The 6,356-nt window shown below is 62.1% G+C and carries 4 protein-coding genes; 1 reads left to right on the top strand and 3 read right to left on the bottom strand.

Features of this window, described 5'->3' with window-relative positions; translation table 11 throughout:
* Positions 1–23: 23 nt before the first annotated feature.
* Positions 24–656, bottom strand: a complete 633-nt coding sequence (locus EN969_RS12535; RefSeq protein WP_024504795.1) for a TetR/AcrR family transcriptional regulator — start codon at positions 654–656, stop codon at positions 24–26.
* Positions 657–758: 102 nt separating this feature from the next.
* Between EN969_RS12535 and EN969_RS12530 the strand changes: the two genes are divergently transcribed.
* On the top strand, positions 759–1,163 hold the full coding sequence (locus EN969_RS12530; protein WP_013530216.1) for a VOC family protein: 405 nt from the start codon (positions 759–761) through the stop codon (positions 1,161–1,163).
* Between the two features lie 85 nt (positions 1,164–1,248).
* Here EN969_RS12530 and metH read toward each other — a convergent pair whose 3' ends face one another.
* Together metH and EN969_RS12520 are read right to left on the bottom strand one after the other, a co-directional pair.
* Positions 1,249–5,058, bottom strand: a complete 3,810-nt coding sequence (gene metH, locus EN969_RS12525) for a methionine synthase (RefSeq protein ID WP_063170052.1) — start codon at positions 5,056–5,058, stop codon at positions 1,249–1,251.
* Between the two features lie 129 nt (positions 5,059–5,187).
* Positions 5,188–6,006 carry an alpha/beta hydrolase gene (locus tag EN969_RS12520; protein WP_063170051.1) on the bottom strand — a complete coding sequence of 273 codons (819 nt, stop codon included), beginning with the start codon at positions 6,004–6,006 and terminating at the stop codon, positions 5,188–5,190.
* Between the last annotated feature and the right edge of the window lie 350 nt (positions 6,007–6,356).

Genomic DNA, 6,356 nt, shown 5'->3' with positions numbered 1-6,356 from the left:
GTCGCTGGCGGAGCGGCGCGCGACTATTTCGGCCGCGCCCCATAGGCGGCAAGGAATGCTTCGACCGAAGCATCGGCGTGCCGCTCGAGATCCGCCTTCGAACGCGGGTTGCTTCCGGTGAACATGGCTTCGTTCATTGGGATCCAGAGAAGCATTCCGAAGAGATGGCTGGCCGCCAGACGGGGATCGCTGGTCTGCAACAGGCCTCGACTGGTAAGCTTTTGAAAGCATGATGCCACCGAGGCAAGCATGCGTTCAAAACCTTTTTCATACCAGCTCCGGCCAAGCTGCGGCATCCGATCCGCGTTGGCGATAATCAGACGCCGCAGCTTCAGCAGCTCTTCGTCCATCAGCGTCGTTGTCATGCGTCGGGCAAGCTGCTGTAGCCCACCCTCCATGAATTTCGCCTCGGAAAGCAGCATCGTCACCGACTCGACGACATCGTTGGTCTGGCTGGCGGTGGACTCGACGACTTCGCCGAAAAGCGTCTCCTTGTCCGTGAAATGCTTGTAGACAGTCTGCTTGGATGCGCCTGCTTTGGTGGCGATCTCTTCCATGCTGGTTCCATCATAGCCCTTGGCGATGAAGGCGGCCGTAGCCGCTTCAATGATTTCACGATCCTTGCGAGCCGACCTGGTCTCACCATCAATTTTCATAGCGCCTCTCAACCAGTACTAGACGGTACCGTTCCCGCATGGTAGCCATAGTTACAGTACTAGACTGGCTAGTACCCATCAACGGCAGCAAGGCTTAGACCGATGACCAAAATGATCTTCCTCAATCTACCGGTACGCGATCTGCAGGCGGCGACCAAGTTCTATCTCGCGATCGGGGGCACGCTGAACCCGCAGTTCTCGAGCGACCAGTCCAGCTCGATCATGTTCTCAGACTCGATCGGGGTCATGTTGCTGACGCACCAGCATTACAGCCAGTTCACAGCGCGCCCGATCGGCGACCCCAAGCGGGACAGCCAGATGTTGATCGCACTCACCGTCGACAGCAAGGACGAGGTCAATGTCGTAATCGAGAAGGGCGTGGCGGCAGGCGGTCGCGCCGATCCCAACCCGGCGCAGGATCTTGGTTTCATGTTCAACCGCCACATCGAAGATCCGGACGGCAACGTCTGGGAGCTGCTGTGGATGAACCCGTCGGCCATGCAATAGCCCACAGGAATCGAAGCGGGCCAGGATGACAATGGAGAAGCGACCGGCATTCGCCTGTCGCTCCCGTCAGGCGCGCCGGCATCGGCTATTCAGCCGCCTCGGCATAGTGTGCCGGCACGTAGTTGAGGATGGGGCCAAGCCAGCGCTCGGCCTCGACCAACGGCATCGCCTTGCGGCGCGCATAATCCTCGACCTGGTCGCGCTCGATCTTGGCGACGCCGAAATAATAGCTTTCGGGATGCGCCAGATAGATCCCCGAGACGGATGAACCCGGCCACATCGCATAGCTTTCGGTCAGTCTCACGCCGGCATTGCCTTCGCCGTCGAGCAGCCGGAACAAAGTCGCCTTCTCCGTATGGTCGGGCTGAGCCGGATAGCCGGGCGCCGGTCGGATGCCGCGATAGGGTTCGCCGATCAGCTCGTCCGGCGCCAACGATTCGTCTGGCACGTAGCCCCAGAATTCCTTGCGCACCTTCTCATGCATGCGCTCGGCAAAGGCTTCGGCGAAGCGGTCGGCCAGCGCCTTGACCATGATCGAGGAATAGTCGTCGTTGGCGCGTTCGAAGCGTTCGGCGATCGCCACCTCCTCGATGCCGGCGGTGACGATGAAGCCGCCGATGTAATCGGCCTTGCCGCACTCCGCCGGCGCGACGAAATCCGACAGGGCAACATTGGCCTTGCCGTCGCGCTTGGTCAGTTGCTGGCGCAAGGTGAAGAACGTCGCCAGTTCCTGCGACCGCTTCTCGTCCGTAAACAGCCTGATGTCGTCGCCGACGGTGTTGGCCGGCCAGAAGCCGATGACGCCGCGCGGCGCGAACCATTTCTCGGCGATGATCTTGTTCAGCATCGCCTGCGCATCCTCGAACAGCTGGCGTGCGGCGGCACCTTGCGCCTCGTCTTCGAGTATTTTGGGATAGCGGCCCTTCAGCTCCCAGGTCTGGAAGAACGGCGTCCAATCGATGTAGCGCGCGAGCTCGGTCAGGTCCCAGTTCTCGAACACCTTCACGCCTGTGAAGGACGGCTTCGGCGGCTCATATTCGGACCAGTCTATCCGATGCGCATTGGCCCTCGCCTTGGCCAGCGGCAAACGCTGCTTGTCGGCTTCCGAGCGGGCATGCGCATCGGCGACCTTCTTGTATTCGGCGCGCACCGTATCGACAAAGCCGCGCTTGCTCTCGTTGGACAGCAAGGATGAGACCACGCCGACCGCGCGGCTGGCGTCGGTGACATAGACCGTCTGCCCCTTGCTGTAGCGCGGGTGGATCTTCACCGCCGTGTGCACGCGGCTGGTCGTCGCGCCGCCGATCAGCAGCGGAATGTCGAAGCCTTCACGCTCCATCTCGGCGGCCATGTGCGCCATCTCGTCCAGCGACGGCGTAATCAGGCCGGACAGGCCGATGATATCGACATTTTGCTCGCGCGCCGTCTGCAGGATCCTGGCCGCCGGCACCATGACGCCGAGATCGATGATCTCGTAATTGTTGCAGGCGAGAACCACGCCGACGATGTTCTTGCCGATGTCATGGACATCGCCCTTGACCGTCGCCATCAGGATTTTTCCGGCCGTTTTGCGTTCGCCATTGTCGATGCCGTTGGCGGCGTTTGCCAGCTTCTCGGCTTCCATGTGCGGCAGCAGTCCAGCCACCGCCTGCTTCATTACCCGCGCCGACTTCACCACTTGCGGCAGGAACATCTTTCCCGCGCCGAACAGATCACCGACGACGTTCATGCCGGCCATCAGCGGGCCTTCGATGACATGCAGCGGCCGCTCGGCGGCAAGCCGTGCTTCCTCGGTGTCGGCGTCGATGAATTCGGTGATGCCGTTGACCAGCGCATGGCTGATCCGCTGTTCGACAGTCCATTCGCGCCAGACGAGATCGCGCTCCTGCGCTTCCTTGCCGGCCGTGCCCTTGAAGCGTTCGGCGATCTCCAGCATGCGTTCGGTGGCGGTGCCGCCGGCCTTGGGCGCGCGGTTGAGCACGACATCCTCGCAGGCCTCGCGCAGATCAGGCTCGATCGTATCGTAGACGGCGAGCTGGCCGGCATTGACGATGCCCATGTCCATGCCGCGCTGGATGGCATGGTAAAGGAATACGGCATGCATGGCCTCGCGCACCGGCTCGTTGCCACGGAACGAGAAAGACAGGTTCGACACGCCGCCAGAAATGTGGACATGCGGCAGCGTGGCGGTGATCTCGCCGGCCGCCTCGATGAAGTCGACGCCGTAATTGTCGTGCTCCTCGATGCCGGTGGCGATGGCGAACACGTTGGGATCGAAGACGATGTCCTCGGGCGGGAAGCCGGCCTGCTCGGTGAGGAGCTTGTAGGCGCGGGTGCAGATCTCGACCTTGCGCGCCTTGGTGTCGGCCTGGCCATCCTCGTCGAAGGCCATGACGACGACGGCGGCGCCATAGGCGCGGACCAGCCTGGCATGATGCAGGAAGGCTTCTTCGCCCTCCTTCATCGAGATGGAGTTGACCAGCGGCTTGCCCTGCACGCATTTCAAGCCGGCTTCGATGATCTCCCATTTCGAACTGTCGACCATGACAGGAACGCGGGCGATGTCCGGCTCGGCGGCGATCAGGTTGAGGTATTCGACCATGGCCTTCTTCGAATCGATCAGACCCTCGTCCATGTTGATGTCGATGATCTGCGCGCCGTTGGCGACCTGGTCGCGGGCGACGTCGAGCGCGGCGACATAGTCGCCCGCCGTGATCAGTTTCCGGAACTTGGCCGAGCCGGTGACATTGGTTCGCTCGCCGACATTGACGAAGGGGATCTCGTCGGTGAGCGTGAATGGCTCCAGCCCGGACAGGCGCATCCTGGGCTCAATGTCCGGAATGGCGCGCGGCGGATACTTCCGCACCGCCTCGGCGATGGCGCGGATGTGCTCCGGCGTCGAGCCGCAGCAGCCGCCGACGACATTGACCAGTCCCTCACGCGCGAAATCCTCGATCTGGGCGGCCATGAAGTCCGGGCTTTCGTCATACCGGCCGAATTCGTTGGGCAGGCCGGCATTCGGATAAGCGCAGACAAAGGTGTCGGCGACACCGGATATTTCGGCCAGATGCGCTCGCATGGCGTTGGCGCCGAGCGCGCAGTTGAGGCCGATGGTGAAGGGGTTGGCATGGCGCACCGAATGCCAGAAGGCGGTCGGCGTCTGGCCCGACAGCGTGCGGCCGGAGAGGTCCGTGATGGTGCCCGATATCATCACGGGCAGGCGCACGCCCTTCTCGATGAAGATCTCTTCCGCCGCGAAGATCGCCGCCTTGGCGTTCAGCGTGTCGAAGATGGTCTCGATCAGGATGATGTCGGCGCCGCCATCGATCAACCCGCGCAGCTGCTCGCCATAGGCGAGGCGCAAATCGTCGAAGGTCACGGCGCGATAGCCGGGATTGTTGACGTCGGGCGACATCGAGGCGGTGCGGTTTGTCGGCCCGAGCGCTCCGGCGACAAACCTTCGTTTGCCGTCCTGCTGCTCGGCCCGAACAGCGGCGCGCCTGACCAGCCGCGCGCCATCGCGGTTCAGCGCATAGACGGCATCTTCCATGCCGTAGTCGGCCTGGGCGATCGAGGTCGAGGAGAAAGTATTGGTCTCCAGGATGTCGGCGCCTGCGATGGCGTATTGATAATGGATCTCCTCGATCGCCCCGGGCTGGGTCAGGATCAAAAGGTCGTTGTTGCCCTGCTGATGGCAGGCGCAGCCGGCGAAAGCCTCGCCGCGGAATTGGTCCTCGTTAAACCCGAGGCCCTGGATCTGGGTGCCCATGGCGCCGTCGAGGATGAGAATGCGCTCGCGTGCCGCCGCTGTCAGCGCGGCAAGCACTTCCGGGCCGTCCGGTTTTGCCGCGACGGGGCCGAACAATGCGTCCAGCGAGGCAGAATTCTGCGACATTTTTTATCCCTTTGGCGACAGGCCTTTTCATGTCACATAAGGATATCTTTATGTCAATATACGACAGATGCGCGTGATTGTCACCCACCCAACGCGAAGGCGGGTCCGTGGCGCCGGTTTCCGACGGACCTACGCTATGTCGACGCTTGCCAGGAAGCGGGCGAGGACCGGATTGAAGCGATCCGGCGAATCCCAGAACGGCGCGTGGCCGGATTTGTCGAGCAGATGGGTCTTGCCTTCCCATAGATTGGAGAATTTCACAGCGGAGACGAAATCGGTGTTGACGAATGGCTCGTCGATGCCGTTCAGAACGGCGATCGGCGGCGTCTTGCCGGCCACGATCTCGCGCTGGTTCCGGCCAGTGCCGGCCGCGAACTTTTCGAACATCAGGCGCCGCGCCCGTCCATCGGTGCGCGCCACCGTGTCGATGAGAAACGGCTCGAACGGCTCGCCGCAAGTGCTGCGCGCATAGGCCTCCACGTCGGCGCCGGTGAAGGTCTCCTGCCCGGCGAGATGCATATGCGGGCTCGGCTTGAATCCGCTACCGACCTCCTCGGGCGAGACAGGCGGCGTGCCGGTGATCATCAAGCCAAGCAGGCCGGGAAAGCGGTCGATCATCTCAAGCCCGATATGGCCGCCGAGCGACCAGCCGAAGACGATGGCCTTGTCGATGCCGAGCAGCCCGAGCACTTCGGTCATGGCATCGGCATAGCCTTCCATGCTGTAGGAACGCTCTGGATCGATCGCATCGCCGGACGCTCCATGGCCGGGTAGGTCGGGAGCGATGAGGTGATATCGCTCGCCCAACGGGCCGTCCAACTGGTTGCGGAAAACGGCACTGGAAGATGAATTGCCGTGGATCAGCATGACAGCGGTTCCCTGGCCGCTGGTCTCACGCACCGCGATCTTGCCGTGGCTGGTTTCAAGGGTCTTCTGCGAGATCGTCATTGTCCGCTCCGTCGGGACTTGCCCTGTTTTAATGCAGTTGCGCAGCAAAGCGCCACGGCTTCCATACCTTTGCGGGAACCATCTTCCCGGCCAGGTTGCGTTGAAAAATCCTTTTCAAATAAGAACAATTATGCGTAGATTGTCAATTATCCAACTCCCGATGAACGGGAGGAAAACAGGGAACAGCACGATGAAGCCCAAATCCGCCGCAAGTCGAATCCGCCATATGCTGATGAGCACGACGTTGATCGGCATGTTTGCCGCATCAGCCGCCCCCGCCTTTGCCGACGTCGTCAAGATCGGCCTGCTTGCGCCGCTCACCGGCCCTGCCGCGGCGGACGGCCAGGAAT

Source organism: Mesorhizobium sp. M7A.F.Ca.CA.003.01.2.1, from assembly GCF_003998945.1.
Taxonomy (GTDB): domain Bacteria; phylum Pseudomonadota; class Alphaproteobacteria; order Rhizobiales; family Rhizobiaceae; genus Mesorhizobium; species Mesorhizobium ciceri.
The sequence above is the reverse complement of the archived record's forward strand: the minus strand, read 5'-3'. Positions and strand labels throughout refer to the sequence as shown.

Bases quoted from the DNA above. Each gene is read 5' to 3' on its own strand.
- EN969_RS12535 (WP_024504795.1), bottom strand. From the start codon at position 656: ATGAAAATTGATGGTGAGACCAGGTCGGCTCGCAAGGATCGTGAAATC.
- EN969_RS12530 (WP_013530216.1), top strand. From the start codon at position 759: ATGACCAAAATGATCTTCCTCAATCTACCGGTACGCGATCTGCAGGCG.
- metH (WP_063170052.1), bottom strand. From the start codon at position 5,058: ATGTCGCAGAATTCTGCCTCGCTGGACGCATTGTTCGGCCCCGTCGCG.
- EN969_RS12520 (WP_063170051.1), bottom strand. From the start codon at position 6,006: ATGACGATCTCGCAGAAGACCCTTGAAACCAGCCACGGCAAGATCGCG.